Here is a 26,751-nt window from a genome sequence, read left to right on the forward strand (position 1 = left end):
GGCGGGCGGGTTCAGCCACGGGCGAACGCCGCCGGGCGTGTCGGCCCCCGGGCGGGCACCGTAGCATGGAGAAGCCCTCCCCGGCGATTGAGGCGCCGGGGAGGGTGATCATTTCTGTCTGATCGTCAGATCATTTTGCTGGAGCGACGATCGGCGATCTGATCGGCATTCACTTCCACTGCTGGTACGAGCCGCCGTTGCCGCCCAGGGTGTACACGTCGCCGTTGCCGTTGCTGTCCAGGTAGAGGCCGGTGGCGAGGTTCCGGTAGGTGTGGCCGTAGGGGCCGTTCCCCCGGACCCACTTCTGGTAGCTGCCGCCGTTGCAGCTCAGCGTGTAGACGTTGCCGTTGCCGTTGGAGTCGAGGCAGAAGCCGGTGGCCTTGTTGCGCAGGTTGAAGGTGGAGCTGCCCAGGTCGCTGGCGTACCAGCGCTGGTACGAGCCGCCGTTGCCGGGGAGGGTGTAGACGTTGCCGTTGCCGTTGCTGTCCAGGTAGCGGCTGGTGGCGACGTTCTGGAGGGTGATCTCGGTGGTCGCGGCGCTCGCCTGACCGGCGGCCAGAACGGTCGCGCCGCCGGCCAGGACGGCGGTCGAGGCGACGAGGGCGACGGTGCGCTGGAGGAGATTCATCGCATTTCCTTCCCGTGGTGACCGGCCCTCCGGCCGGTCGTTGTGGAACTTATCCGGAAATGCGTGCCCGGCGATATGGTGGCCGGTTCCGACTGTCTTTCTTCGGCCATCGGGAATGTTGTCGGAAAAATGCTCTGAATATCAGCTCAACAATTCACAGCCGTTCGTTGTCGAAGGGGTTTTTGTGGAGGGTCTGTCCGGGCCCGGTGAAGGGTGGCGGGTTCCCCTTCGGGTCGCCGGTCCGGGACAAACGGGCAAATCGGAGCAATCGAGAGTGCCCGAACTTGGCCGGATCCGGCCGGGGCGCTCGGCCCCGGCCGGGGGCGCACAGGTCGCGCGAGGGGAGCGGACTCAGGCGATCCACACCGTGGTGACGTTGCAGAACTCCTTGATGCCGTGGCCCGACAGCTCACGGCCGAAACCGGAGCGCTTGACGCCGCCGAACGGCAGCGCCGGGTGCGAGGCGGTCATGCCGTTGAAGAACACCCCGCCCGCCTGGATGTCCCGGACGAACCGCTCCTGCTCCGCCGGGTCCTCGGTCCAGACGTTGGAGCTGAGCCCGAACGGGGTGTCGTTGGCCAGCGCCACCGCCTCGTCCAGGTCGGCCGCCCGGTAGACCGTGGCCACCGGGCCGAAGGTCTCCTCCTGGTGGATCCGCATCCGCGGGGTGATGCCGGTCAGCACCGTCGGCTCGTAGAACCAGCCCGCGTCCAGGCCCTCCGGCCGCCGCCCGCCGCACTCCACCCGGGCCCCGTGCGCCCGGGCGTCCTCGACCAGCTCGGCGATCTCGTCCCGGCCCTGCCGGCTGGCCAGCGGGCCGACCTGGGTCGCCTCGTCCATCGGGTCGCCGACCCGCAGCGCCGCCATGGCGGCGGTGAACGCCGCGGTGAACCGGTCGTAGACCTCGGTGTGCACGATGAACCGCTTGGCGGCGATGCAGGACTGCCCGTTGTTCTGCGCCCGCGCCGTGACGGCGGTGGCCGCGGCCGCGTCCAGGTCCGCGCTCGGCATCACCACGTACGGGTCGCTGCCGCCCAGCTCCAGCACCGCCTTCTTCACCTCGTCGGCCGCCGCCGCCGCGACCGCCCGCCCGGCCGGCTCGCTGCCGGTCAGCGTGACCGCGGCCACCCGGGGATCGCGGACCACCCCCTCCACCGCCGCCGAGCCGATCAGCAGGGTCTGGAAGCAGCCCTCCGGGTAGCCGGCCCGCAGGAACAGCTCCTCCAGCGCCACCGCCGTGCGCGGCACGTTGGACGCGTGCTTGAGCAGCCCGACGTTGCCCGCCATCAGCGCGGGCGCGGCGAACCGCACCACCTGCCAGAACGGGAAGTTCCACGGCATCACCGCCAGGACCGCGCCCAGCGGCCGGTAGCGCACATAGGCGCGGGCCGCCCCGGCGTCGGCCACGTCGGCCGGCTCCGGGTGCTCGTCGGCGAGCAGCGCCTCGGCGTTCTCGGCGTACCAGCGCATCGCCTTGGCGCACTTGGCGGCCTCGGCGCGGGCGGCGGCGATCGGCTTGCCCATCTCCTCGGTCATGGTCCGGGCGATGCCCTCGCGGTCCTCGTCGAGCAGTTCGGCGGCGCGGCGCAGCAGTCCGGCGCGCTGGGCGAAGGAGGTGGTGCGGTAGGTGCGGAAGGTCGCCTCGGCGCGGGCCAGCCGTTGTTCCAGACCGGCCGCGTCCAGCGGTTCGAAGGTCTCCAGGGTCTCGCCGGTCGCCGGGTTCACGCTTGCGATGGGCATCGGGGCCCCTCCCAGGGGTGCGCGGGGGTGGAGGTGTCGGTCCTCCCACCCTGGCCCACCGCCCGCGCGCCGGGTACCACCCGCGCCCGGCGTGTCCCGCCGCGCGGGGCCTTCCGGTGCTACTCCGGCAGCGCCTCCGCCCGGGCCGCCGCGTCGCGGGCCCGGGCACCGGCCCTGGTCCGCCCGGCGGTGGTCAGGCGGTTGGGGAACCGGTGCAGGTACTCGGCCTCCAGTTGCCCGGTGCGCAGGGTGTGCCGCTTCAGGGCGTCGTCCGACCCGTACAGGAAGGTCTCGTGCCTGGTCCGGTGCAGCTGCTCCAGCTCGTGCAGCAGCGTGTCGTTGCCCAGGGCGTGCGGGGAGATGCCCTCGGGCCTGGCGTGCGCGGTGTCGGGGTGCGCCATGTCCACTGCCTCCTAGAACGGGAACTCCCCCCAGTACCCGGTGCCCCGTCGGCCCCGCCGGTACACCCGTTCGAGCCGGGCGGGGGCGCGCCGGGGCCGCGCCGGGGCCGCCGCCGGGACCGCCCGGCTCCGGGCGGAGGCGGGAAAACGTAGGATGAAACCTTCGTATTCGCACCGAAACCACCGGACAGGCGTCGATGGCAATTCCCAAGGCCGAACTCCACCTGCACATCGAAGGCACCCTGGAGCCCGAGCTGGCGTTCGCGCTGGCCCGGCGCAACGGCGTGGTGCTGCCGTTCGCGGACGCCGAGGAGCTGCGGCGGGCGTACGCGTTCGGCGACCTGCAGTCCTTCCTCGACCTGTACTACGCGCTGATGGCGGTGCTGCGGACGGAGGAGGACTTCGAGGAGCTCGCCGAGGCCTATCTGGCGCGGGCGGCGGCGCAGGGGGTGCGGCACGCGGAGATCTTCTTCGACCCGCAGGCGCACACCGCGCGCGGGATCCCGCTGCCGGTCGTCGTGGACGGGCTCGGGCGGGCGCTGGACCGGGCCGAACGGCGGCACGGCATCAGCACCCGGCTGATCATGTGCTTCCTGCGGGACGAGTCCGCCGAGTCGGCGCTGGAGACCTTCGAGGCCGCCCGGCCCTGGTTCGGCGGGCGGATCACCGGGGTCGGCCTGGACTCCGCCGAGGTCGGCCACCCGCCGGCCAAGTTCCGCGAGGTCTACCGGCGGGCCGCCGAGGCCGGGCTGCACCGGGTCGCGCACGCCGGGGAGGAGGGCCCGGCCGCGTACATCACCGAGGCCCTGGACGTGCTCGGGGTGGAGCGGATCGACCACGGGCTGCGCTGCCTGGAGGACCCGGCGCTGGTCGAGCGGCTGGTCCGGGAGCGGATCCCGCTCACCCTCTGCCCGCTCTCCAACGTGCGGCTGCGCTGCGTCGACACCCTGGCCGACCACCCGCTGCCCGCGATCCTCGCGGCCGGGCTGCTGGCCACCGTCAACTCCGACGACCCGGCCTACTTCGGCGGCTACGTGGGCGACACCTTCGACGCCCTCGCCGAGGCGCTCGGCCTGGACGAGGACACTCTGCGACTGCTCGCCGCCAACTCCTTCCGGGCCTCGTTCCTCGACGAGGAGCGCCGGGCCGCCCTGCTGGCCGAGGTCGCCGCCTACGAGTTCGGCACCGCCCGGGCCTGACGCCGGCCGGGCCTGACGCCGGCCGGGCCTGACGCCGGCCGGGCCTGACGCCGGCCGGGCCTGACGCCGGCCGCGGCTGAGCCGCCCGCGGCGCCGCCCCCGGGAGCGGGGACGGCGCCGCGGCGCGTCGGAGCGGGGTCGACCGTCGGGGCGTGCCGACGGGGTCACTCCGACCGGGTCACTCCGCCACGGGCACGCACTCGGAGAGCAGGTCGAGGACGTCGCGCCAGGCCCGCCGCGCGTGCCCCGGGTGGTGACCGACCCCGGGGACCGTGGCGTGGTCGACCGGGGGATGGTGGAAGGCGTGCAGGGCGCCGCCGTAGACCGTGAGGCGCCAGTCGACACCCGCGGCCTGCATCTCGGCGGTGAACGCGTCCCGTTGCGCGGGCGGCACGATCGGGTCCTCCGACCCGACCCCGGCCCACACCGGGCAGCGGATGCGCGCCGTCTCGCCCGGCCGGCCCGTGGCCAGTCCGTTGACCGTCCCGATCGCCCGCAGGCCGGCGCCGTCGCGCCCGAGTTCCAGCGCGATCACGCCCCCGGTGCCGTAACCGACGGCGGCGATCCGGTCGGGATCGGTCCGCGGCTCGGCGCGGAGCACGTCGAGCGCCGCGTGGCCGATGCCGCGCATCCGCTCGGGGTCGGCGAGCAGCGGCAGGCAGCGGGCCAGCATCTCCTCGGGGTCGCCCAGATAGCGCCCGCCGTGCAGGTCGAAGGCGAGCGCCACGTATCCCAGTCCGGCGAGCGCCTCGGCCCGGCGGCGCTCGACGTCGCCGAGCCCCATCCCCTCGGGTCCGACCAGGACCGCGGGCCGGCGGCCGGCACCGGCCGGCAGTGCGAGGTGCCCGATCATCGTCAGGCCGTCGGCCGCGTACTCGACCGTGCGTGCGGTAACCGTTGTCATTGCCCGGACTGTAGTGAGCGCCGGGCCCGTGGGGCCGGTGTTCCGCTGCCGGCGGAAGGCGGGACCCGCGAAACCGGTCGGCCGGGTCCGGAGGGGACGGCCGAAAGCGATCTCCGCTCGGCGGGCGACCGCTTCCCGGGCCCCGGCGCCCGCGTCCCGGCGGACTGTTCCGGTCGCAATTAATGTCAGATTGACGATAAGCGGGTCCCGGGGCTACCGTGCCGGGCATGACCGTGAAAGTGGTCCTGACGCGCGACAGCGTGTGCATGGGGGACGACAGCTTCGCGCCGCACCGGCAGGACACCACCGTCGACGGCGCCACCACCCTGGGCGATCTCGTGGCCCGGGTGGCCGACTACCCGCTCCGCATGCGTGGAGCCCGCTGGGTGGTGTTCCTCGGCCCGGACCGTGCCGGAGGCTCCCCGATCGCCGAAATCTCGCCGGAGTGGGAGAGCCCGCGCTTCCCGGCCGGAGTCGACCGTTCGCTTCCCCTGGCCTCCCTGGCCGCGGGCGACGGCGAGCTGAGCCTCTTCTTCCAGTACCACCCCGGCAGTGTCCCCCGGGTGGGACCGCGCGATCCCGGCCCCACCGCCCTCGACCCGCTCGCGGGCCGGCTCGCCCTGTGGCTCGTCGAGCGCCGCTGAGGCCCACCGGCGACTGCCCACCGGCGACCTCCCGGCGGCGGCCTCCCGGCGGCGGCCTCCCGGCGGCGCGGAGCGGACAAGCCGACGGCTCCCACCCGGGAAACCGCAGGTGGGAGCCGTCGTGGGTGTCCGGTCAGAGCAGGGTCGACCAGTAGTACCAGAAGCGCTTCAGGATCAGCAGGGCGATCACCGCGTACCAGAGGGCCGGGACGACCCAGTGGTAGCGGGCCGCCTCGCGGACGGCCGGGCGCAGGGCGCGGGGGACCGGGACGACGCCGGTGCGCAGGTTGTGCAGGGTGGTGTACCAGAACAGCGGGATCATCGCCGCCCACACCACCATGCAGAACGGGCAGAGCGCGCCGATCCGGTACAGCGCCTGGTACATCAGCCAGGTGACGAAGCCGATGCCGAAGACCGTGCCGGCCTGGAGGCCCAGCCAGAACCAGCGCCGGTAGGTGGCGCCGGCCAGCAGTCCGGCACCGATCGCGATCACCACGGCGAAGCCGGCCAGGCCGAGCAGCGAGTTGGGGAAGCCGAAGGCCTCGGCCTGGTCGCTGCGCATGATCGAGCCGCAGCTGATGATCGGATTGATGTTGCAGTTCGGGACGTAGGACGGGTCCTTCAGCAGCCGGATCTTGTCCAGGGTGAGGACCGCCGAGGCGAACAGCCCCAGTGCGCCGCCGATCACCAGCAGCAGGGCGAACGGGCGGCTCGCGCCGTACCCGGTCCGGGTGCCGGCGGGGGACGGGGCGGCGGGGGCAGGGGCGGGGGCGGCCGTCATCCGGTCACCTGCTTGACCATCGCGGTGAACTGCTCGGGCGAGACGGCCTTGCCGCCGGAGAACACGTCGAGCTTCTTGCCGTCCAGGCGGACGGTCGGGGTGCCGGTGACGCCGCTCTTGTCGAAGGCCTTGTTGACCTGGCCGGCCCAGGGCAGGTAGGTGCCCTCGCGGACCGCCTTGACGAAGCCGTCGGTCTTCAGGCCCGGCACCTTGTCCGCCAGGTCGAGCAGGTGGTTGACGTCGGCGAAGGCGTCGTCGCGCTCGTCCGGCTGGTTCGCGTAGAGCACGTCGTGGAACTGCTTGAACTTGTCCACGCCCTCGTTCAGCGCCGCGCCGGCGGCGGCCAGCGCGGTGCGCGAGCCCTTGCCGCCGAGGCCCTGGTCGAGGAAGGTCGCCAGGTGGTACTCGATCTTGTAGCTGCCCGCGTCGGCGAGCTGCTGGACGGTCGGGCCGGTGGTGGTCTCCAGCTGCTCGCAGAACGGGCAGCGGAAGTCCTCGTAGACCTCCAGCGTGTGCGGGGCGTCCGCCTTGCCGTAGGTGACCACGGTGCCGTCCGCGCCGCTCGCGTTCGCCGGCACGACCAGCGGGCCGGAGGCCGCGGTGTCGCCGGAACCGGAGCCGCTCGAGCCGCCGACGGCGAAGGCGACGCCCGCGGCGAGGGCGAGCAGGACGGCGGAGGCGGTGCCGACCACGGCCCGGCGGCGGATCCGGGCCGAGCGCTCGGCCTGCTCGCGCTCCTGGCGCATCCGCTCGGTGGCGGCCCGGCGGGCGGCCTTCCGGTCGCCGGGGGTGGTGCTCTTCTTGGGGGAGGTGCTCATGGTGGAGGTCGTCCTGGTGCTCGTGGCGGGGCGTGCGGGCGCGTCGGGCGCACGGCCGGCCGGGGACCGGGGGACCGGGAGGGTCCGCGGGGTCTCCTAGCGGGCGGGCGCCGGCAGCCGCGCGGGCGGGCCGCGCCGGACGGCGGGCCGGAGCCGGACGGACTCGGCGGGGACCAGCACCCGGCTGGCCCGGGGGAACGGCACCCGCGCCACCGGGCGGGCCGGCAGCGGTGCGGTCAGCAGCGTCAGCCAGTGACCGGCCGCGGCGGGGAAGCGCCGGGCGAAGTCGCCGAGGATCCGCGCGGCGCGGGCCAGCCCGGACAGCGCGGCGTCGGCGCTGCGCAGCCAGTACGCGGCGGCCAGCGCGAGCAGGGTGTGCAGGAGCAGCAGCAGGGCGAGCCCGACCGGCCGGGAGAGGCCGTGGCCGAGCAGCAGGCCGCCGAGCGAGCCGCCGCCGCACAGCAGCGGTTCGAGGCCGCGGGCGGTGCCGGGCGGCAGCGAGGGGCAGGTGGACTGGGCGAAGTCGAACAGGGCGCTCAGGCCGAGTTCCAGCGGCAGGAAGACCGCCGCGACCACCCGGTAGCCGCGCTCGCGGCCGGACAGCGCGAAGGCCACCGCGAAGACGGCGGCCCCGGCCACGGCCAGCGTGCCGAGCGGCAGCGGGCGGCCGGTGACCAGCACCTGGCCGAGCCCGGCGAGCAGCACGAGCAGCGCGGCGAAGACCGCCGCGCGCAGCGTCCTGGTGTCCCGGGCACAGTTCATGACTCCCGAGTGTGCCACAGGTCGAACGCCCGGCGAGTGGCTCCCCGGCCCGCTGTGAAGATCCTCACCACCGGCTCTGAGCTGGGCTTATACGCCGTTTACGGTGACCGTGCCGGGAGCCTCGACGACCGGCTCGGGCGGTGTCGCGGCGGCCGCGACCCGGGCCTCGACCAGCTCCCGGAAGTGCTCCAGGTCGCTCCGGACGGTCCGTTCGATCGCCCCGGCCAGCGCGAAGCCGCCGGGCCCGCCGAACACCTCCCGGACCACCCCCGGGTCGTACTCGATCCGGACCTGCACCCGGGTGTGCGCCGCGTCGAGCGGGCGCAGCGCGAAGGCGCCGTGCAGCGCCGGACCGTCGAGGGTGCGCCAGGCCATCACCCGGCCCCGGCCCCGGTCGGTGATCTCGGTCTCGACGTCCAGTTCGGCGCCGGCGATCTCCACCCCGAGGTGGGCCAGGTTGCGGCCGTGCGGCTGGGCGGTGCGGACGCCGTCGACGAAGCGCGGGTACTCGTGGACGCGGTGCAACTGCTCCCAGGCCGCCAGGACGGGGGCGTCGATGTCGATCTGTTCCTCCAGCGTGCTCATGGCCGGCCGGACCTCCTCGGGTTGGCGCGCGGGCCGCCCCTCCAGACTGCGCCGCCGGGCGGCCCCGGGCAAAGGGCGGGGCGGCGGAAGAGGGGAACGGCGGGGTGACGGTGGGGAACGGCGGGGCGGCGGAAGAGGCGGACGGCGGGCGGTCGGGCGAGACTGGGCACATGCCGGAGCTGCCCGAGGTCGAGGCCCTGACCGTCTTCCTGTCCGCACGGCTGACCGGGCGGGTGATCGCCGAGGTGCGGCCGGTGGCGATCAGCGCGCTCAAGACCTACGACCCGCCGGTGACGGCACTGGCCGGGCGGACGGTCGGCCCGGTGGTCCGGCACGGGAAGTTCCTGGACATCGGGGTGGACGGGCTGCACCTGGTGGTCCATCTGGCCAGGGCGGGCTGGCTGCGCTGGCGCGAGCACCTGCCGGTCGAGCCGCCGAAGCCGGGCGGCCGCAATCCGCTGGCGCTGCGGGTCCGGCTGGAGGGTCCGGACGGGGACGGCTTCGACCTCACCGAGGCGGGCACCAAGAAGGGTCTCGCGGTGTACGTGGTGCGGGACGCCGGGGAGGTGCCGGGGGTGGCCCGGCTGGGCCCGGACCCGTTCGACCCGGACTTCGACCTGGAGCGCTTCCGGGCGCTGCTGGCCGGTGAGCGCCGCCGGATCAAGGGGGTGCTGAGGGACCAGAGCGTGCTGGCCGGGGTGGGCAACGCCTACTCGGACGAGGTGCTGCACGTGGCGCGGATGTCCCCGTACAAGCTGGCGGCCGACCTGTCGGCGGAGGAGACCGCGCGGCTGTTCGAGGCGCTCGGTTCGACCCTGCGGGAGGCGGTGGAGCGTTCGCGCGGACTGGCGGCGGGGGAGCTGAAGGCGGAGAAGAAGCTGGGCATGCGGGTGCACGGGCGGACCGGGCAGCCCTGCCCGGTCTGCGGGGACACCGTGCGGGAGGTGTCGTTCGCGGACTCCTCGCTGCAGTACTGCCCGACCTGCCAGACCGGGGGGAAGCCGCTCGCGGACCGGCGGATGTCCCGGCTGCTGAAGTAGTGCGGCCGCCGGTGGCGCGCGCCGGAGCGGCCGGCCCCGTTCCTCCGGAGGAGGCGGGGCCGGCGGGGCGCCGGAGGGGACGGCCTACGGCTTGCGGGCGAGGCCGCCCCAGTAGTACGCCGCGTACGGGTCGGCCGGCTGTTCGCCGTCCGGGTGCCAGGCCATCACCGGGGCGACGCCGGGCTCGATCAGCTCCCAGCCGTCGAAGAACCGGGTGACCTCCTCCTTGCTGCGCGGCACCAGGGTCATCCCGGCGGCGCGGGCGGAGGCGGTCACCTGGGCGACGGCGGCCTCGTTGAAGTCCTGGGTGGGGTGGGTGAGCGCGAGGTAGCTGCCGGAGGGGAGCGCGTCGCGCAGGGCGGCGACCTTGCCCCACGGGTCGTCCTCGTCGGCGATCAGCATCAGGACCGCGATCATCAGCATGCCGACCGGCCGGTCCAGGTCCAGCGTGGTGTTGAGGGCCGGGTCGGCCAGCAGTTCGGCGGGCTTGCCCAGGTCGGCGTGGATGTAGGTGGTGCGGCTGGCCGGGGTGGAGACCATCAGCGCGCGGGCGTGGGCCAGCACGATCGGGTCGTTGTCCACGTAGACGACCCGGGTGCCGGAGCTGACCGACTCGGCGATCTCGTGGGTGTTCGGCGAGGTGGGGATGCCGGTGCCGAGGTCGAGGAACTGGCGGATGCCGTAGCGCTCGGCGAGGTGGCGCACGGCGCGCTTCTGGAAGCCGCGGTTCTCCTTGGCCTGCGCCTTCATGGTGGGCACGGCCTGCTCGATGGCCTGGCCCATCGCCCGGTCGGGCGGGAAGTTGGTCTTGCCGCCCAGCCAGTAGTCGTAGACGCGGGCGGAGTGCGGAGTGCTGGTGTCGACCCCGTACTTCTCCCACTGGCTGAGTTCGGCGGCATCGTTCTCGGACCGGTCGGCGAAGTCCTGACTCGTCGTCATGGCCACGTCCTTTTAAGACAGATCATCACACTGGGAGAGGTCAGATTAGCGGGCCCGGCGGCGATCCGGTCACGGGGTGGGCGAACAGCCGGTGCACGGGGGACGCCTTGGGCCGTTGGGGTGGTGATCGAACCCGTCGGGGCGGCCGCTGGGAGACGGGCGGATGAACGGGGGACAGATCCGTCATGCTGTCTGATCGTCAGATTACTTCGCGAAGATTGCTGCTGGTCGCGGCGGGGATGTCGCTGCTCGGGGTCGCCGGCTGCGGCCGGGCGGAGGAGGTTGCGGCGACCGCCGCCCGGCTCCGTTCCGCCGAGCCGGACCCGACGCCGGAGGCCGGGGCGGACCCGGCGCCCGCGGCGCCGCCCGGGGCGCCGGTGGCCGACGGGCCGCCCGCGACCGCCTCCGCCGCCCCGTCCGCCCCCGTCCCGTCCGCCGCGGTGCCGAGCGCGCCGCCGAGCGCGCCGTCCTCGGGCGACCAGGCGGGAGCGGCGCCCGCACGGGCCCTGACGGAGGCCGAGAGCCGTCCGGTGTACGAGCTCGACGCCGACCGGCGGGTGGTGGCGCTCACCATCGACGACGGGCCCGACCCCCGGCACACCCCGACGGTGCTGGCCCTGCTGGAGCAGCACGGCATCCGGGCCACCTTCTTCCTGATCGGGGAGAACGCCGTCGAGCACCCCGAGCTGGTCCGGGAGATCGCCGCCCGGGGCCACCACCTCGCCAACCACACCTGGACCCACCCCGACCTGCGCCACCTCTCCGAGGCCAAGGTCCGCGAGGAACTGGAGCGCACCTCCGAGCTGCTGCACCGGACCACCGGGAAGGCGCCCACCTGGTTCCGGGCGCCCGGCGGGGACTGGTCCCCGGCCTCGCTGAAGGTGAGCGCCGAGCTGGGCATGCGCTCCATGGCCTGGTCGGTCGACCCCCGGGACTGGGCCCGCCCGGGGACGGCCGTGATCACCGACCGGATCCTCAAGGACGTCCGGCCCGGCGCGATCGTGCTCAACCACGACGGCGGCGGGGACCGTTCGCAGACGGTGGCGGCGCTGAAGGCGTACCTGCCGGTGCTGATCGACTCCGGGTACCACTTCACGGCCCCGCCGGGGTGAGTCGTCGAGGGTGTGGGGCTGCACGCGAAAAGGTCGCGCAAACCAGGGATAAACCACCCGAAAGGATGGACAAGCAGAATCGTTTCCCCAATTTTGGGGCCTCTAGGGTGATCTCACACCATTTCCCTCGGCACCCCTGTGTGCCGCCCGAAAGGCCCCCTGTCATGCGTCTGCGCAACACCGTGATCGCCGCCGCCAGTGCGGTCGCGCTCGTCCTCGCCGTCCCCTCCTCCGCCAACGCGGCGACCGGTGAGTTCCTCTACAAGACCGGCCCCGGCCTCCCGCACGGGCTGACCGACCCGCCGAGCGAGGACTGCCTCAACCTGCCCGGCACGTCGGACGACGAACCCGCCCACTCGCCGCGGAACCTCACGCTGTCGACCGCCACGGTCTTCGTCGAGTTCGACTGCGCGGGCGACGTCTACTACGTGATGAACCCCGGCAAGATCCTCGGCCAGCGCCTCAAGCTGCGCTCCGTCGTCTTCTCCTGAGCCGGCCCACTTCGGCGAAGTGCGGGACAGTCCGGCGATTGGTTGAGACCATTCCGGTGAACCGACACCGGGAGCGGCCGTGCCGAGAAGAATCGCCGGGCTGTCCGCCCGGGCCCGCACGTTGTTGACCGTCCTCTGCCTGCTCGGCCTCACCGCGACCGGGTGGGGCCTCCAGCACGTGTTCGGCTCCCCGGGCGGCACCGCCGCCCGGTCCGTCCCCGCCGGACCGCGCACCGCCGACCGGATCGTCCCGGTGCCGCTCTCCGTCACCCCCGGCTCCGGGCCCGGCTACCGGCTCACCGACCGCACCGTGATCCGGACCGCGCCCGTGAGCACGGCGCAGGAGCGGCAGGCCGGGGAGGTGCGGGGGATCGCCGAGCGGCTCGCCGAGGCGCTGCGCCGCCCCACCGGACTGCCCCTCCCGGTGGTGGAACCCGCCGCCGGCGGCGGCATCGCCCTGGTGCTCGACCCCGCGCTCCCCGAGGCCACCGGCACCGAGGGCTACCGGCTGACCGCCGACGCCGACGGGGTGCGGATCGCCGCCCGCGCCCCCGAGGGCCTGTTCCGGGGCACCCAGACGCTCCGGCAGCTGCTCCCCCCGCGGATCGAGAGCCCGGCCCCGGTCGCCGACGGCCGGGAGTGGACGCTCGCCCCGGTCACCGTCGAGGACCGCCCGCGCTACCGCTACCGGGGCGCGATGCTCGACGTCGCCCGGCACTTCTTCACCCCGGCCGAGGTCAAGGGCTTCATCGACCGCCTCGCGCTTTACAAGCTCAACCACCTGCACCTGCACCTGACCGACGACCAGGGCTGGCGGATCGAGATCCCGGCCCGGCCCGCCCTGACGGCGGTCGGCGCGACCAGCGAGGTCGACGGCACCCCCGGCGGGTACTGGACCGCGGCCGACTACCAGGAGATCGTCCGCTACGCCCAGGAGCGCTACCTGACCGTCGTCCCGGAGATCGACCTGCCGGGACACAGCAACGCGGCCCTCGCCTCGTACCCCGAACTGGACTGCACGGGCAGCGCCCGACCCTGGCCGTACACCGGGACCGAGGTCGGCTTCTCCACCCTCTGCCCGACCGGTGACGCGGTGTTCGCCTTCACCCGGGACGTGGTCGCCGAGCTGGCCCGGCTCACCCCGGGGCCGCTGCTGCACATCGGCGGTGACGAGGTGAAGCGGGTCGCGCCGGCCGAGTACGCGGAGTTCGTCCGGCGGGTCGGCGAGCAGGTGCGCGCGGCCGGGAAGACCCCCGTCGGCTGGAACCAGACCGCGCCGGGCGGGATCGGGCTGCTGCAGTTCTGGGACGGCCGGGCCGGGCGCGACACCGAACTGCGGGAGGCCGCCGAACGCGGCGCCGAGGTGATCATGTCGCCGTCCGGCCGCAGCTACCTGGACATGAAGTACGAGTCGGGCTATCCGCTCGGCCTGGTCTGGGCCGGCACCATCGACGTCCGGACCGCGTACGACTGGGACCCGGACACCCTGCTGCCGCTGCGGGACGGCTCGGTGGTCGGCGTCGAGGCCCCGCTGTGGACCGAGACCCTGGACACCCCCGGTGAGCTCGACCTGATGCTGCTGCCCCGGCTGCCGGCGCTCGCCGAGCTGGGCTGGTCGCCCCGGGCGAGCCACGACTGGGGACGGTTCAAGGCCCGCCTCGCCGAGGAGGGCGCCCGCTGGGAGGCCGCCGGATACGCCTACGAGCGCCGGCCCGAGGTGCCCTGGCCGGACCGGTAGCCGTCACGGACGGTGGAACGCACCCGAACGGCGTAGCGTGGCCGGGGGAGGGGTTCGCGCAGGTCCCGACACGGCGCAGGAGGAACGATGTCCGAACGGGAACCGGACCCGGCGGAGCAGGAGGAGTTCGCGGGTCGCGTATTGCAGGTGCTCAACGACGCCTGCCTGGGATTCATGGCCAGTGTCGGCCACCGGACCGGTCTCTTCGACACTATGGCCGGCCTTCCGCCGTCGACGGTCGAGGACCTCGCCCGGACCGCCGGGCTTGACGGGCGCTACGTCCGGGAGTGGCTGGGCGCGATGGTGGTCGGCAGCTTCGTCGAGTACGAGCCGAAGCAGGGCACCTACCGGCTGCCGCCGGAGCACGCCGCCTCGCTGACCCGGGCCGCCGGGCCGGAGAACCTGGCCGGGATGATGCAGTACCTCGCCCTGTTCGGCGAGGTCGAGGACCGGATCGTCGAGGCGTTCCGCACCGGCGGCGGGCTGCCGTACTCGGCCTACCCGCGCTTCCAGGAGCTCCAGGCCGAGGAGAGCGCGGCGGGCTACGACCTGGCCCTGGTGGACGCCGTGGTGCCGCTGGTGCCCGGCCTCGCCGAGCGGCTGCGGGAGGGCATCGACGCGGTGGACATCGGCACCGGGCAGGGCCACGCCGTCAACGTCCTGGCCAGTGCCTTCCCGGCCAGCCGGTTCACCGGGGTGGACATCTCCGAGCAGGGCATCGGCGCGGCCAAGGCCGAGGCCGCCGTGCACGGCCTGGACAACGCCCGCTTCGTGCTCGCCGACTCGGCCGAGCTGACCGGCGGGTACGACCTGGTGACCGCCTTCGACGTGGTCCACGACCTGGCCCGCCCCGACCGCACCCTGCGGGCCGTCGCCGGGGTGCTGCGGCCCGAGGGCGTCTTCCTGATGGGCGACATCGCCGCCAGCAGCCTGCTCGAGGAGAACATCGACCACCCGCTCGCCCCGGCGCTGTACACCTTCTCGACCTTCTACTGCATGACGGTCTCGCTGGGCGAGGGCGGCGCCGGGCTGGGCACCGTCTGGGGCGAGCAGACCGCGCGCCGGATGCTCGCCGAGGCCGGCTTCGGCTCGGTGGACGTGTCGCGGATCGAGGGCGATCCGCTCAACCAGTACTACGTGGCGCGGCTGGCCGTCGCGGCCTAGGGCCCCGGCGGGGGCAGGCCCCGAGGACCCGAGCGAAGGAGAGCGGCGATGACCGGCAACGGCTACGCACACCCCGAGGCACTGGTCGGCACCGAGTGGCTCGCCCGGCACCTGGACGACGGCACGCTGCGGGTGGTCGAGGTGGACGAGGACAACGGCGCCTACGAGCGCGGGCACCTGCCCGGCGCGGTCGGCTGGAACTGGGCCACCGATCTGCACAGCCCGGTCGGGCGCGACTACGTGGACCGCGCGGGCGTCGAGCACCTGCTGCGCGCGGCCGGGGTCGAGGAGGACACCACCGTCGTGCTCTACGGCGGCAACAACAACTGGTTCGCCGCCTACGCCTTCTGGCTGCTGCGGCTGCGCGGCTTCGGCCCGGTGCGGCTGCTGGACGGCGGGCGCCGGAAGTGGGAGCTGGAGGGGCGGGAGCTGACCGCGGAGGTGATGGACCACCAGCACAGCCCGTACCGGCTGACCGGGCCCGAGCGCCCGGAGGTGCGGGCGCTGCGGGACGAGGTGCTGGCCAAGGCCGAGGTCTTCGCCAAGCCGGGCTCGGACGCGACGCTGGTGGACGTCCGCTCGCCGGCCGAGTTCCGGGGCGAGGCGCTGGCCCCGGCGCACCTGCCGCAGGAGCAGGCCCAGGTGCCCGGGCACATCCCGGGCGCGGTCAACATCCCCTGGTCGCAGGCGACCAGGGAGGACGGGACGTTCCGCCCGGCCGAGGAGCTGCGGGAGCTGTACGGCGGCCGGGGCGTCGGGCCGGAGCAGGAGGTGATCGCCTACTGCCGGATCGGGGAGCGCTCGGCGCACACCTGGTTCGCGCTGACCGAGCTGCTCGGGTACGAGCACGTCAAGAACTACGACGGCTCGTGGACCGAGTACGGCTCGCTGGTCCGGGCCCCGGTGGCGCTGGGCGCCTGACGGTACAGCAGTGGCGCCTCGACGGCCGGGCGGTGACGTCGTGTCACGACTGGGCCGCCCGGCCATTTCGGCCTGTTTCTTCTCATGAACATTTCATCGTTCAGGCGTAGGACCGGGTTCGTTGGGACAAGGATCGATCCGACCCGTTGTCCCAGTGACCCTGTGGAGGACCCCTGTGCGCAAGAGGCTGATCGTCTCTGCCGCTGCCGGCGCGCTCGCCCTGCTCCTGTCCGTCCCCGCCTCCGCCGCCCAGGCCGGCCCGGGTGCGGCGGGCATCGGCGATCCCTACTACCCGAACGCCGGCAACGGCGGCTACGACGTCTCGCACTACGACATCCGGCTGAAATACACGCCCACCACCGACGAACTGGAGGGCACCACCACCGTCCTGGCTACCGCCACCCAGGACCTCACCCGCTTCAACCTCGACTTCGTGCTCAGCGTGAAGGAGGTGCTGGTCAACGGCCGGGCCGCCAAGTTCACCACCAGCGGCGAGCAGGAGCTGGTGATCACCCCGTCCCGCACCGTCGCCAAGGGCAGCCCGCTCACCGTGGTCGTCCGCTACGCCGACAAGCCGGGCGAGGTCGAGCGCGGCGGGTACTCCGCCTGGCTGCGCACCCCCGACGGCGGGGTGGCCGCCAACGAGCCCGAGGGCGCCGCCTGGTGGTTCCCGGCCAACGACCACCCGACCGACAAGGCCACCTTCGACGTCTCGGTGCTGGTCCCGGAAGGCACCCAGGTGGTCAGCAACGGCACCCAGACCACCAGCTCCCGGCCCGGCTGGACCCGCTACAACTACCGGCAGACCAAGCCGCAGGCCACCTATCTGGCGACGCTGGCGATCGGGAAGTTCGACATCCGCAAGGACACCACCGAGGGCGGACTGCCGGTCATCACCGCCTACAGCCCGGACCTGGGCGTCAACCTCGGCGCGGCGCAGGCCAGCGTCGAGCGGACCGGCGAGCTGACCGACTGGCTGAGCACGGTGTTCGGCCCGTACCCGTTCGAGACCGTGGGCGGTTACGTGCCCAACGTGCCGACCGGGTACGCCCTGGAGACCCAGGGACAGGTCTTCTACAGCCCCGCGCAGTTCGCGCGCGGTGCCAACACCTCCGTCGTGGCGCACGAGCTGGCCCACCAGTGGTACGGCGACAGCGTCTCGGTGCAGCGCTGGAGCGACATCTGGCTCAACGAGGGCTTCGCCCGGTACGCGCAGTGGCTCTGGTCGGAGCACGAGAACGAGGGCACCGCGCAGGAACTGGCCGACTACGTCTACAACAACTACGCGGCCGACAACGCGTTCTGGTCCGTGCGGCCGGGCGACCCGGGCCCGGACCACCAGTTCGCCGGCGCCGTCTACGACCGGGGTGCGATCGCCATCCAGGCGCTGCGGAACACGGTCGGGGAGGACAAGTTCTTCGCGATCCTGAAGGGGTGGCCGACCGAGCGCAAGTACGGCAACGCCACCATCCCGCAGTTCCAGGCCTATGCGGAGAAGATCTCCGGCAAGCCGCTGGGCGGGCTGTTCAACACCTGGCTGTTCACCGCCGGCAAGCCGGCGGTGGGCTCGGCGGGTGCGGCGGCCGGCTCGGCGCTCGCGGCGGCGCCCGCGGCGGAGGGCCTCGCCCCGGGGGCGTCGGCGGCGGCTCCGGCGCAGCCGAAGTCCTGGCAGAAGATCCAGGACACCAACGCGGTGCACGAGCACCGGGGCTGACGCGTCGTCGCCCGCGCGGAGCGGGCACGGGCCCGGCCGGCCGCCCCCGCGGGCGGTCGGCCGGGCCCCTGGTGCTCCCCCCGGGGTGTTCCCCCGTGGTGCTCTCTCCCGGTTCCAGGGGCGCTCTGCCGGGGCGCGGGTCAGGGGCGCAGCGCGCGCTCCTCGGTGAGGACCAGTTCCTCGATGCCGCGCAGGAAGCGTTCCATCGTGGCCCGGGGGAGCACTGCGGGGTCGGCCGTCATGGCGAGTTGCAGGGCGGTCGGGGTGCGCTGCGCGTCCAGGGCGTAGGTGAGCCCGGGGCGCGGGTCGAACTCGACCGGCCAGTCCAGGGTGGTGTCCCCGTCGGCCGCGGCCCCGGCGACGGCCGGGTCCGGGGCGGAGAGGCCGCCCGGGAGCAGGTCGCGGGTGTCGTTGAAGACGCAGGAGCGGTCGGCGAGCGGCACCCGGTCGGCGGTGAGGCGTTCGATCTCGGCGTCCAGCAGGCGCCGGTCGTAGTAGGCGTGCCGGTAGGCGGCGATCGACGCGGCGTGGGTGCGGCGCACGGCCGCGCCGAACTCGCCGTCGGCGTCCTGGAGGTGCAGCAGGGCGTCGCCGGCGACCACGCTCACCGCGTCGGTGAGGCCGGACAGGAAGCGGTTGTTGACCACCACCTGGAGCACCGCGTCCGGGCGGCCGGCCAGCCGGGCCGTCATGGCGGCGGTGGCCGCGAGCAGCACGGCGGAGGAGCCGGCCCGGTGGGCGGCGGCCACCGTGTCGACCGCGCGGAGCAGCGTGGGCGAGCTGAGGACGGCGTTCGGGAACCGGGCGGCGGGGTCGGCCGCCGGGGCGGGCGGGAACAGCCGGGCCGGGGCGGAGCGCAGTTTGCGCAGGGTGTGCGCGCGGGCGTTGGCGTCGCGCTTGCGGCCGCGTTCGGAGGTCTGGAACTCGGCCTCCTCCAGGGGCTGCTGGGTGGTCCGGCCGGCCCGGAGCGCGGCCGGGTCGGCGCCCAGGGCGAGCGCGGTGAGGTCGCGGACCAGCAGGCCCATCCCGGTGCCGTCCACGGCGGTGTGCGAGAGCACCAGCGAGATGTGCCGCACCAGGCCGTCGGCGACGACCAGGCCGACCCGGATCGGCCACTCGGTGGCGCAGTCGAAGGCACGGTCGGTCAGTTCCCGGTACAGGGCCGTTCCGGCGGCGGTGAGCCCGGCCCGGTCGGTGCCGGCCGGGAGGTCCCGGACCAGGGCGGGCAGGGTGCCCGCCGGGTCGACGGTCTGACGCAGCGCGGTGCCGTCGGGTGTCTCGGTGCGATCCGGTGCTCCGGTGTCGTCGGGTGCCTCGGTGCGGTCCGGTGCTCCGGTGCCGTCCGGGCCGGGGAGCAGCCGGGTGTGCAGGGAGTCGTGCAGGTGCAGCAGGTGCCCGAGGGCGTCCAGGACCACCGGGAGCGGCAGGCCGGGGTCGAGCGGGGTGGCGGTGCCGATGTTGTAGCGGGGGCGGTCGGCGGGGGCCAGACGGTTGACGACGTCCCAGATGGCTCGCTGGCCCCAGGTGGCGGGGCCGCTGCCGGAGCGGCCGTCGGCGAAGGGTATCTCCAGTTGTCGACTCGTGGTCACCGTGGGGGTTCTCCGATGCGCTGGTGCGGATGCGGGGTGGTGCTGGGGTTGGTGCGGGTGGGTGCGGTGGGAGCCGTCCCGGAGAGTCTGCGGCACGGCCGCGAAATCGCGCCAGATGAAGGTCAAATCCGGTAAGGATCTTCGGAACCCGGGCTACCGGGCGGTAGTTCCGGGGCGGGCGTGGCAGCATCTCGCATGTGAGGCGTGACATTGCACATGTGACGTGCGATCGGACCTGACGGGCGATCACCTGCGATGTCTGCCTCGCGAACGAAACCACCCTCCGTTCGTCCGAAGGAGAAGTACCGAGATGAAGCGATTCGCCGCGCTCCTCGCCACCGGCGCCGCGCTCTCCGCGCTGGCCGTCACCGGGGCCACCCAGGCCTCCGCCCAGACCACCGGCGGCCCCTCCGGCCCCGGCACCAAGAACTGCGTCGACGGGTTCCCGGGCATCGTCAACCTGAGGCTCTGCGCCTCGGTGACCGGTGACCAGGTCGTGTTCTCCGGGTACGCGACCCCCGCCAGCATCGCCTGGACCCCGCAGAAGGTCGCCTTCAACCTGACCGCCGGTGTCGTCGGCGGCGCCCTGATCGGGAGCGACTCGCCCTACGTGCTCATCCCCGGCGGCGGCATCCCGGTCGGCAACGTCTCCGGCACCGCGCCCTGCGGCTCCAGCGTCCAGGCCACGTTCAACGTGACCCAGTGGGGCTGGCCGCCGTCGACCGCCACCGTCACCGTGCCGGTCACCTGCTGATGAAGCACTGACCGGGGCCGGTCCCGCGGATCCTTCCGGGGCCGCGGCGAAATCGGCGGGACCGGCCCCGGTCCGCGGCACGTGGCACCTCGTGCCGCAGCGGTGCGGTGGTGCAGCGGCGTGACGGCGTGACGGCGCAACCAGGGTCTGCCGGACCCAGGGTCCACCGGACCCGGGTGGAACAGGGCCCTGGGTGGCGCGCGACGGTGGGACCAGAGTGGTCCCGTCAGGCCGTCCGCGCCAACGAACCGCACCGGAGCAGAACATGAACCGCACCGCCCAGCCCGCCCTCGCCGCCCGCACCGCCGTCGTCACCGGGGCCGCCAGTGGCATGGGCGAGGCCACCGCCCGGCTGCTCGCCGCCGGCGGGGCCCGGGTCGCCCTGCTGGCCCGCCGCGCCGAGCGGCTGGACGCCCTCGCCGCCGCGATCAGCGCGGACGGCGGCCGGGCCCTCGCCGTCACCGCCGACGTCACCGACCAGTCCTCGGTGGACGCCGCCGTCCGGACCGTGCACGACACCTGGGGCCCGGTCGACCTGGTGGTCAACAACGCCGGGGTGATGCTGCCCAATCCGCTCGCGGACGGGCGGATCGACGAGTGGACCCGGATGATCGACACCAATCTGACCGGCGCGCTGCGGATCGTCCGCGCCTTCTCCGCCGACCTCGTCGCGGCCGCCGCCGAGGGCCGCGCCGCCGACCTGGTCAACGTCTCCTCCATCGCCTCCCACGTGCTGTTCCCCGACTACGCCGTGTACGGGGCCACCAAGGCGGCGCTCACCCAGCTCTCCGCCGCGCTGCGCACCGAACTCGGCCCCCGGGACGTGCGGGTCTCCGCGATCGAGCCCGGGCTCACCGACACCGAACTCGGCGGCCACATCGACAACCCGGTGCTGCGGCAGCAGCTCGACGGCATGTTCGAGGCGATGCCCGCGCTGACCGCGCAGGACATCGCCGAGCTGATCGCCTTCACCGTCACCCGTCCGCGCCATGTGAACCTCCGCCACCTGGTCGCCCTGCCGACCCGGCAGGCCTGAGCGTCGGGCGGGCCCGGATCGGGGGCGCGCCGGAGTCGGCCGTCCGGAGCATGCTGCCGGTGCACAGCGGCCGCCCGGGGCTGGGCGGTCCCCGCGGTGTGCGGGGATCGCTCGGGTGCCGGTCGGCGGCGCGGCCCGCCGGACCGGTGACGGACCGGCGGCGGGTCGGCGGCGGCTCAGCCGCGGGTCGCGGTGAGCAGGTAGTAGTCGAGCAGGCCGTCGCGCCAGGCGGGGAGGAAGTTGCGGGTCCAATGGCCGGGCGGGACGGTGCCCTCGAGATAGCGGTCGAGGCCGGGCCAGACGTCCGGGCCGATGGACTGGGCGGCGACCTCGGCGAAGCCGGCCGCCCCGAGGTCGGCCGTGAAGCCCGCCAGCGGATGGGCGACGTCCAGGCCGTTGGCGAAGCTGCCGAGCAGGATGCTCAGCCGCTCGACCGCGTCGGGCCCCTCGGCCGAGAAGAAGGTGGCCACCGCAAGCCGGCCGCCGGGGCGCAGCACCCGGGCCGCCTCGTGGGCGAAGCCGGTCAGCTCACGGAAGTGCTGGGCCGCCTCGACCGAGTACAGGCCGTCCAGCGAGGCGTCCGCGAACGGCAGGTCGTCGGCGGAACCCAGGGTGTAGCGGAGCCGGTCCGGGAAGGTCGCCAGCGCCTTGGCGTTGACGGTGCGGGCGCGCTCGATCTGGTCGGGGTGGATGTCGACCCCGGTGACGGCGGCGAAGCGGAACTCGCAGAGCGCGAGCGCCGCGCCCAGCCCGCGCCCGCAGCCCACCTCGCCGAGCCGCAGCGACTCGGCCGGCCCGGGGAAGGTGCGCAGCACCCGCCGGTAGAGGTTCTCCTGGCTGCGGATCCGGTCCTCGGTCGTCGGGTCGGTGGTGCGGATGCCGCTCCAGTCGCCGAAGTTGATGAATCCGCCCGCGAAGGAGGCGGCCTGCGAGAGGTCGTCGGCGCCGTAGGTCCGGCGTACCGGTCCTGGGATGCGGTCCTGGTTCATGGTTCGCTCGGGCTCCTCGTGTGTCGTGGTGACGGCCGGGTGACGGCGGTGGCCGGGGTGACGGTGCGGGCGGGGAGGGGCCGGTGGACCGGGCCTCCCGCGGGCGCGCGCCGCAGTACGTACCCAAACCGGCCACCGGTGGAACTACCCGAAGGAGGTGGTTTCAGGAGGGGCGCAGCAGGTCAGGAGGGACGGACGGGAACTCGCTGTCGACGGGGCGGTCGGCCTGCCAGACTGGGCGCCGATCGATCGTTCGGATCCGAAGGGGACGGGGAGCACCATGGGTACGGGTACGGGTACGGGTACGGGTACGGGTACGGGTGTCGGCGCGGCGAGCGGCGCGGGGGACGGGCGGATCGCCCCGCCGCTGACCGGGGGCGAGCGCGAGACGCTGCGGGCGTTCCTGGACTTCCACCGGGCCACCCTGGCGATGAAGTGCGCCGGGCTGACGGACGAGCAGCTGCGGCTGCGGTCGAGTCCGCCGTCCACGCTGACCCTGCTCGGGCTGGTGCGCCACATGGCGGAGGTCGAGCGGACCTGGTTCCGGCGGGTGATCGACGGGGAGGACGTCCCGCTGGTGTGGTCCGCCGAGGGCGACTACCAGGCCGCCTACGACGCGAGCGGCGCGGACCGGGCCGAGGCCTTCGCGGCCTGGGAGGCGGAGGTGGAGCACGCCCGCCGGATCGAGCGGGAGGCGCCGTCGCTGGACGTCACCGGGTACCAGCCGCGCTGGCAGGCGGACGTCTCGCTGCGGCTGGTGATGCTGCACCTGATCCACGAGTACGCGCGGCACAACGGGCACGCGGACTTCCTGCGCGAGGCGATCGACGGGGAGGTCGGGGCCTGAGGCCGTCCGGCGGCCGCCCGGTCGGTGCCGGACCGGGCCCGGACCGTCCGGTCCGGTGAACGCGCGGCGGGGTCCGGGCCGTATCCGTCGGTGTGACAGTGATGACCTCGGGACGTGGTGCTGGCAAGCTGGCCGCCATGGCGGAAGCGGTGGGTGAGGCGGGAGTCCGGGAGCTGGTCGCGGGGTGGCTCGCGGCGGAGCGGACCGGTGAGGACGGGCCCGGCGGCGGGTGGGCGGTGCCCCCGGCGGCCGGGGCGGTGGTGGTCGCGGCCGCCCGGCGGTTGGCCGGGGACGGTCCGCCGTCGGTGGTGCCGGAGGGGCTGCGGCTGGTCGCGGAGGCCCTGGTGGTGGACGAGCACCCGTCGGCGGGCGCGTGGACGGCGCGGGAACGGGCCGAGGCCGTGACGTGGGTCGCGCTGCTGCTGCACCGCTTCGGCGAGGACGGCGTCACGATGCTGACGGCCGAGCTGGCGGGGCAGGGGGAGCCCGGGGTGGGGGACCCGGGGTCCGGACGCGCCTCAGCCGGCTAACACCGCCAGCCGCCGGTCCAGTTCGCCGACGACCGTGGTGTCGCCGAGCCGCCCGTACAGTCCGCGGGCCGCGCGCAGGGTGCCGACGGCCTCCGGGGTGCGGCCGGTCGCCAGCAGGAAGTCGGCGAAGTGGCGTTCGGCGACCGCGTGCAGATGGACGGCGCCGGCGAACCGGCAGCGCTCCACCGTCTGCCGCCAGGCCTCCTCCGCGTCGGCGTGGCGGCCGAGCAGTTGCAGGGCGTGCGCCTCGTTGATCATCGCGGACAGGTGGAAGACGGCCAGCGGGTGCTCGACGAGCAGGGCCCTGGCCTCCCGGGCCCGGCGCAGCGCCTGGGCCGGATCACCGGCCAGGCCGTACAGACCGGCGGTGTTGCTGAGCGCGTAGGGGGCGTGCTCGGCGTGGCCGTGCGTCTCGGCCAGCGCGATCGCCCGCTCGCCCAGCCGGACCGCTTCGGCGGGCCGGCCGCCGGCCGCCGTGGTCACGGCCAGCACGGTGAGCGCCTGCACCCGGACGGCGTCGTCGGTGCCGGAACTGCGGTCGACCGCCCGGCGGGCCAGCCGGTGCGCCTCCACCGTCCGGCCCCGGCCGCTCAGGGCGCGGGCCGTCACGGCCTCCATCGCGGCCACCGCGGCCGGGTCTCCGGTGCGGCCGGCCGCGTCGAGCCCGGTCCGCAGGCAGGCCAGCCGGTCCGGTCGGCGCCCGACGCTGTAGTAGAGGCCGTCGGCGCGGTAGGCGAGCCGCCACGCGCGGTCGTGGTCGCCGCTCTCGGAGGCGGCGGCGACCAGGCCCCGGACGGCGGGCTCCTCGGCCTGGAACCAGTCCAGGATGGAGCGGACGGTGGGCAGGTGCGGCCGGGCGGCACGTCGGCCGCCGGGCCTCGACGGCGGGCCGACGGGGCCGGTGGGAGCGGTGGCGCCCGGGGCGGGCTGGAGCAGGGCGGCGCCGTGGGCCACCGTCGCCAGGTAGTGGTCGGCCAGTGCGGCGGTGGCGGTGGCGTGCTCGGACGCGTGCCGCTCGTCGAGGAGTTCGGCCCCGTAGAGCCGGACCAGGTCGCAGCGGCGGTAGCGGCCGGGCGCGATCTCGGTGAGCAGGTGGTGCGCGGCCAGGGCGGCCAGGGCGTCCCGGGCCTCGTCCGGGCCGGCGCCGAGCAGTGCGGCCGCGGCGGGGACGTCGGTCTCCCGGCCGGGGTGGACGGCGAGCAGGGCCAGCAGGTGGGCCGCCGTACCGCTGAGGTGGCGGAGCGTGCGGTCCAGTGCGGCGCGGAGGCTGTTGCTGCCCCGGGTGTCCAGGGCGTGCAGCCTGGTCCGCTCGTCGTCGAGTTCCGGCAGCAGGTCGGCGATCGCCCAGGCGGGGCGGGTGGCGAGCCGGGCGGCGACGATCCGCAGGGCGAGCGGCAGCCCGCCGCAGAGCTCGGCGAGCCGGGCGGCGGCCTCCGGTTCGGCGGCCACCCGGGGGCGGCCGAGCAGCTGCTCCAGCAGGCGCCCGGCGTCCTCGGCGGGCAGCGGGCCGAGGCGCAGCAGGGCGGCGCCCTCGGTGACCACGAGGTCCGCCAGGGTGCTGCGACTGGTGATCACGGTCGCGCAGCCGGGCCCGGCGGGCAGCAGATCGGTGACGTCCCCGGCGTCCGCGACGTCGTCCAGCACCACCAGCAGGCGGCGGTTCCGGCTGAGCGAGCGGTAGAGGGCGGCGCGGGCCGGGCGGTCCTCGGGCAGTTCGGACTCCGGCACGCCCAGGGCGCGGAGGAACCGGCCGAGCACGGCGGCGGGTCCGGCGGGGCGGCCCGGCCCGAAGGCGTTGACGTCGGCGAAGAGCCGCCCGTCGGGGTAGCCGGCGGCCGCGTCGTGGGCCCAGCGCAGGGCGGTCGCGGTCTTGCCGGTGCCGGCCGGGCCGACCAGGACGGCGAGCGTGCCAATGCCGGGCGCGTCGACGGCGTCCGGGCCGACGGTGTCCGGGCCGACGGCGCGAGAGCCGCGCAACCGGTCCGAGAGCCAGTCGAGTTCGGGGATCCGGCCGACGAAACCGGAGGCCGGGCGGGGGAGTTGGTCGGGAGCGGCGACCGGCTGCGCACGGGTCGGAGCCGGGGGTGCGACCGGGGTCCGGGCCGGGGGTGCGGGGGCGGGTGCGGCGGTCTTGGCGGTCGTGGGGGTCCCGGCGGACGTGGACACGGGCGTGGGCCGGGCGACGGGCGGGCGTCCGCGGTCGGCGGGGCGCGGGGCCGCCTTGCAGCTCGCGAACGGCGTCGTCGCCGTCGCCGTCGCCGGTCGGACGGTGGCGGCGGTGGAAGCGGCCCGGGCGGCGGTGGCCGTGGCGGCCGGGGCGGCGGTGGCCGGTGCGGTGCCGGGCCGGGGGCGGCCGAGGAGGCGGACCGGTGCCGGTGCCGTCCCCACCGCCGGACGCCGTGCCCCGTCCTCGGACAGCACCCCCGACACCGCCGAGCGCAGCGCGCTGCCCGGCCCGACGCCGAGGTCGGCGGCCAGCCTGCGGCGGGTGCGGTGATAGGTGTTCAGCGCGTCCCACGAACGGCCGGACTGCTGCAGGCAGAGCACCAGCCGCGCGGCCAGCGCCTCGTTCCACGGATCGGCCTCCGCCGCGCGGTCGAGCTCGGGCACGGCGTCCGCGCCCAGCCCGAGCCGCAGCAGACGGTCGGCCCAGGCTTCCAGCGCGAGGGTCCGGTCCTTGCGCAGCCGGTCGGCGAGCGCGTCCCGCAGGTCGGTCTCGGGCAGGTCCGCGAGCGCGGCGGACCCCTGCCACAGGGAGAGCGCCCGGCGCAGCAGTCCGGCCGCCGCCTCGTCGCCGTCCGGGGTGCTCCGCGCGGCGGCGTCGGCGACCAGCCGTTCGAACAGCAGCGAGTCCACCGCGTCCGCCGGGCCGTCCAGCCGGTAGCCCGGCGGACGGGTGGAGAGGACGAGGCCCGAACCGGCGATCAGCTTGCGCAGCGCGGCGATGTGGCCCTGCAGCGCGGCCCGGGCCCGGGCCGGCGGCGCGTCCCCCCACAGCAGTTCGAAGAAGCGTCCGACCGGGACGGTACGGCCGAGTTCGAGCGCCAGCAGGGCCAGCGTGGCGCGCCGCTTGGCGGCGGCGGGCTCGACGGACCGGCCGTCGGCGGTCCGCAGTTCCACCGGGCCCAGCAGCCGAACGAACACGGATCCTCCCTGGTGAGAGCGGGTGGACGAGGGTTTCCATCCCTGTGCGGGGCGCAGTCTAGCCACGCTGGAGGTTCGTTCTGTGACGTTCGGTGTGCGATTTCGGGAATGGTGGGTATCTGTCCGACCGGGGGGTTGACGGCAGCCGGTTCGTCGTCCTCGCAGGCGCGCGGGGAGGTGTCCCCCGGCCGTGCGAGGCTCCCGGCTCCGCCGCCGCGCCGCCGGTGAGGCGCTGTCGTCCGCGTGCTGACGAAGGGACGACGGGCAGCCCGGGTGCCGCG

At 74.6% G+C, this 26,751-nt stretch carries 25 protein-coding genes; 13 read left to right on the forward strand and 12 right to left on the reverse strand.

What is annotated here, in order from left to right:
- Positions 1 to 169: 169 nt before the first annotated feature.
- The 3 genes from BLU95_RS32795 to BLU95_RS32805 form a co-directional block, all read right to left on the reverse strand.
- Complete coding sequence (locus tag BLU95_RS32795) at positions 170 to 628, reverse strand: RICIN domain-containing protein (RefSeq protein WP_093863167.1); 459 nt, start codon at positions 626 to 628, stop codon at positions 170 to 172.
- 351 nt (positions 629 to 979) lie between these two features.
- Positions 980 to 2,368, reverse strand: a complete 1,389-nt coding sequence (locus BLU95_RS32800) for an NADP-dependent succinic semialdehyde dehydrogenase (RefSeq protein ID WP_093863168.1) — start codon at positions 2,366 to 2,368, stop codon at positions 980 to 982.
- A gap of 119 nt (positions 2,369 to 2,487) precedes the next feature.
- Positions 2,488 to 2,769 carry a DUF6158 family protein gene (locus tag BLU95_RS32805; RefSeq protein WP_231977987.1) on the reverse strand — a complete coding sequence of 94 codons (282 nt, stop codon included), beginning with the start codon at positions 2,767 to 2,769 and terminating at the stop codon, positions 2,488 to 2,490.
- Between the two features lie 197 nt (positions 2,770 to 2,966).
- On the opposite strand from BLU95_RS32805, the gene BLU95_RS32810 reads away from it, so the two are divergent.
- On the forward strand, positions 2,967 to 3,968 hold the full coding sequence (locus BLU95_RS32810) for an adenosine deaminase (protein WP_093863169.1): 1,002 nt from the start codon (positions 2,967 to 2,969) through the stop codon (positions 3,966 to 3,968).
- Positions 3,969 to 4,146: 178 nt separating this feature from the next.
- On the opposite strand, the gene BLU95_RS32815 is transcribed toward BLU95_RS32810, so the two are convergent.
- Positions 4,147 to 4,872, reverse strand: coding sequence for a dienelactone hydrolase family protein (locus tag BLU95_RS32815; RefSeq protein WP_093863170.1), 726 nt, complete (start codon positions 4,870 to 4,872; stop codon positions 4,147 to 4,149).
- 227 nt (positions 4,873 to 5,099) lie between these two features.
- Here BLU95_RS32815 and BLU95_RS32820 point away from each other — a divergent pair, with 227 nt between their 5' ends.
- Entirely contained in the window at positions 5,100 to 5,516 is a 417-nt protein-coding gene (locus BLU95_RS32820) for a hypothetical protein (protein ID WP_093863171.1), read from the forward strand.
- Between the two features lie 133 nt (positions 5,517 to 5,649).
- On the opposite strand, the gene BLU95_RS32825 is transcribed toward BLU95_RS32820, so the two are convergent.
- The 4 genes from BLU95_RS32825 to BLU95_RS32840 all read right to left on the reverse strand — a co-directional run bounded on the left by BLU95_RS32825 (position 5,650) and on the right by BLU95_RS32840 (position 8,462).
- Positions 5,650 to 6,297: a vitamin K epoxide reductase family protein gene (locus BLU95_RS32825; protein ID WP_093863172.1), complete on the reverse strand. Its 648-nt coding sequence runs from the start codon at positions 6,295 to 6,297 to the stop codon at positions 5,650 to 5,652.
- Positions 6,294 to 7,115 carry a DsbA family protein gene (locus BLU95_RS32830; protein ID WP_093863173.1) on the reverse strand — a complete coding sequence of 274 codons (822 nt, stop codon included), beginning with the start codon at positions 7,113 to 7,115 and terminating at the stop codon, positions 6,294 to 6,296. The genes BLU95_RS32825 and BLU95_RS32830 overlap by 4 nt, the downstream gene beginning before the upstream one ends.
- A gap of 96 nt (positions 7,116 to 7,211) precedes the next feature.
- Positions 7,212 to 7,877 carry a hypothetical protein gene (locus BLU95_RS32835; protein WP_093863174.1) on the reverse strand — a complete coding sequence of 222 codons (666 nt, stop codon included), beginning with the start codon at positions 7,875 to 7,877 and terminating at the stop codon, positions 7,212 to 7,214.
- Positions 7,878 to 7,964: 87 nt separating this feature from the next.
- A complete protein-coding gene (locus BLU95_RS32840; RefSeq protein WP_093863175.1) occupies positions 7,965 to 8,462 on the reverse strand; it encodes an SRPBCC family protein in 498 nt (165 codons plus the stop codon).
- Between the two features lie 170 nt (positions 8,463 to 8,632).
- On the opposite strand from BLU95_RS32840, the gene BLU95_RS32845 reads away from it, so the two are divergent.
- Positions 8,633 to 9,502 (forward strand): Fpg/Nei family DNA glycosylase, encoded by an 870-nt coding sequence (locus BLU95_RS32845; RefSeq protein ID WP_093863176.1) that lies wholly within the window; start codon positions 8,633 to 8,635, stop codon positions 9,500 to 9,502.
- Between the two features lie 84 nt (positions 9,503 to 9,586).
- Here the strand turns inward: BLU95_RS32845 and BLU95_RS32850 are convergent, their stop codons facing one another.
- Positions 9,587 to 10,441 (reverse strand): SAM-dependent methyltransferase, encoded by an 855-nt coding sequence (locus BLU95_RS32850; protein WP_093863177.1) that lies wholly within the window; start codon positions 10,439 to 10,441, stop codon positions 9,587 to 9,589.
- A gap of 185 nt (positions 10,442 to 10,626) precedes the next feature.
- Here BLU95_RS32850 and BLU95_RS32855 point away from each other — a divergent pair, with 185 nt between their 5' ends.
- The 6 genes from BLU95_RS32855 to BLU95_RS32880 all read left to right on the forward strand — a co-directional run bounded on the left by BLU95_RS32855 (position 10,627) and on the right by BLU95_RS32880 (position 17,581).
- On the forward strand, positions 10,627 to 11,553 hold the full coding sequence (locus BLU95_RS32855) for a polysaccharide deacetylase family protein (protein WP_093863178.1): 927 nt from the start codon (positions 10,627 to 10,629) through the stop codon (positions 11,551 to 11,553).
- Between the two features lie 164 nt (positions 11,554 to 11,717).
- A complete protein-coding gene (locus BLU95_RS32860; protein WP_093863179.1) occupies positions 11,718 to 12,044 on the forward strand; it encodes a hypothetical protein in 327 nt (108 codons plus the stop codon).
- Between the two features lie 79 nt (positions 12,045 to 12,123).
- Positions 12,124 to 13,782 carry a beta-N-acetylhexosaminidase gene (locus BLU95_RS32865; RefSeq protein WP_231977989.1) on the forward strand — a complete coding sequence of 553 codons (1,659 nt, stop codon included), beginning with the start codon at positions 12,124 to 12,126 and terminating at the stop codon, positions 13,780 to 13,782.
- An 87-nt stretch (positions 13,783 to 13,869) separates the two neighbouring features.
- Complete coding sequence (locus tag BLU95_RS32870) at positions 13,870 to 14,946, forward strand: class I SAM-dependent methyltransferase (RefSeq protein ID WP_093863180.1); 1,077 nt, start codon at positions 13,870 to 13,872, stop codon at positions 14,944 to 14,946.
- Between the two features lie 48 nt (positions 14,947 to 14,994).
- On the forward strand, positions 14,995 to 15,867 hold the full coding sequence (locus BLU95_RS32875) for a sulfurtransferase (protein WP_093863181.1): 873 nt from the start codon (positions 14,995 to 14,997) through the stop codon (positions 15,865 to 15,867).
- Between the two features lie 175 nt (positions 15,868 to 16,042).
- Positions 16,043 to 17,581 carry a M1 family metallopeptidase gene (locus tag BLU95_RS32880; protein ID WP_093863182.1) on the forward strand — a complete coding sequence of 513 codons (1,539 nt, stop codon included), beginning with the start codon at positions 16,043 to 16,045 and terminating at the stop codon, positions 17,579 to 17,581.
- 140 nt (positions 17,582 to 17,721) lie between these two features.
- On the opposite strand, the gene BLU95_RS32885 is transcribed toward BLU95_RS32880, so the two are convergent.
- Entirely contained in the window at positions 17,722 to 19,170 is a 1,449-nt protein-coding gene (locus tag BLU95_RS32885; protein ID WP_093863183.1) for a condensation domain-containing protein, read from the reverse strand.
- Positions 19,171 to 19,480: 310 nt separating this feature from the next.
- On the opposite strand from BLU95_RS32885, the gene BLU95_RS32890 reads away from it, so the two are divergent.
- Positions 19,481 to 19,924 (forward strand): hypothetical protein, encoded by a 444-nt coding sequence (locus BLU95_RS32890; protein ID WP_093863184.1) that lies wholly within the window; start codon positions 19,481 to 19,483, stop codon positions 19,922 to 19,924.
- Between the two features lie 265 nt (positions 19,925 to 20,189).
- Entirely contained in the window at positions 20,190 to 20,960 is a 771-nt protein-coding gene (locus tag BLU95_RS32895) for an SDR family oxidoreductase (RefSeq protein ID WP_093863185.1), read from the forward strand.
- A 176-nt stretch (positions 20,961 to 21,136) separates the two neighbouring features.
- Here the strand turns inward: BLU95_RS32895 and BLU95_RS32900 are convergent, their stop codons facing one another.
- Positions 21,137 to 21,949, reverse strand: a complete 813-nt coding sequence (locus BLU95_RS32900) for a class I SAM-dependent methyltransferase (protein WP_093863186.1) — start codon at positions 21,947 to 21,949, stop codon at positions 21,137 to 21,139.
- 280 nt (positions 21,950 to 22,229) lie between these two features.
- On the opposite strand from BLU95_RS32900, the gene BLU95_RS32905 reads away from it, so the two are divergent.
- Positions 22,230 to 22,796, forward strand: coding sequence for a DinB family protein (locus tag BLU95_RS32905; RefSeq protein WP_093863187.1), 567 nt, complete (start codon positions 22,230 to 22,232; stop codon positions 22,794 to 22,796).
- Positions 22,797 to 22,897: 101 nt separating this feature from the next.
- Entirely contained in the window at positions 22,898 to 23,326 is a 429-nt protein-coding gene (locus tag BLU95_RS32910; RefSeq protein ID WP_159425078.1) for a hypothetical protein, read from the forward strand.
- Here the strand turns inward: BLU95_RS32910 and BLU95_RS32915 are convergent.
- Complete coding sequence (locus tag BLU95_RS32915; RefSeq protein WP_093863189.1) at positions 23,315 to 26,470, reverse strand: AfsR/SARP family transcriptional regulator; 3,156 nt, start codon at positions 26,468 to 26,470, stop codon at positions 23,315 to 23,317. The genes BLU95_RS32910 and BLU95_RS32915 overlap by 12 nt on opposite strands.
- Between the last annotated feature and the right edge of the window lie 281 nt (positions 26,471 to 26,751).

Origin of the sequence: Streptomyces sp. TLI_053 (assembly GCF_900105395.1) — a bacterium.
Taxonomy (GTDB): Bacteria; Actinomycetota; Actinomycetes; order Streptomycetales; family Streptomycetaceae; genus Kitasatospora.